The sequence below is a fragment of the Erwinia sp. MYb416 genome (assembly GCF_037479575.1).
Classification (GTDB): domain Bacteria; phylum Pseudomonadota; class Gammaproteobacteria; order Enterobacterales; family Enterobacteriaceae; genus Erwinia; species Erwinia rhapontici.
In genome coordinates, this window is sequence record NZ_JBBGYT010000163.1 from 1 (window position 1) to 724 (window position 724).

At 61.2% G+C, this 724-nt stretch carries 1 protein-coding gene; it reads right to left on the minus strand.

The genetic code is table 11. The annotated features are described in order from the left end of the window. Positions 1-716, minus strand: a 716-nt coding sequence (locus WH277_RS01565; RefSeq protein ID WP_339503979.1) for an MFS transporter, incomplete at its 3' end; no start/stop codon positions are given. Positions 717-724 lie beyond the last annotated feature (8 nt).

Genomic DNA, 724 nt, shown 5'->3' on the forward strand with positions numbered 1-724 from the left:
ATAAAACTCACCAGGGCACAGGCCAGAATCGCCAGTGGAAGTCTGCCGGTAAAGCCGTATTGCCCTGCCTCAATCATCCCCCAGGCCAGCGTTCCTAATGCGACAATCCCCAACAGCTGGCCCGCCGTATCCAGCGCCGCGTGGTCAGGATATTTACGCTCCGGTATCCCCCACAGCCCTGCGGCAATCGCCACCAGGCACAGTGGGATATTGACCAGAAAGATACTTTGCCAGCCCAGCCACTGGAGCAGAACGCCCCCCAGCAGCGGCCCGAGGATCAGCGCCAGCGCGCTAAACGCCGACCACCCGCCGATGGCATGCGCGCGCTGGCGGGCATCAGGAAACGCGTGGGTCAGGATGGGCATCGCCCCTGAAATCAGCAGCGCGGCCGACACGCCCTGAATGGCCCGCCCCGTCAGCAGCATGCCGAGGCTGGGTGCCACACCACACAGCAGAGACCCGCCGGTAAACAGCACGACGCCGCTCACCCAGGCACGTTTATGACCGTAACGATCGGCCAGCGGACCGGCAGAAAGCATAAAAGCAGACAGGCAAACGGCGTAGGCATTGACCACCCACTGCAACCCGGCAATATCCGTATCCAGCGCACTCTGCATGGTGGGCAAAGCGACATTCACAATGCTGATATCCAGCGAGGCAAGAAAAGTGCCAAGATAAGCCGCAGCAAGCGCGGCATGATGACGGCTAAGACGCATGATAATCC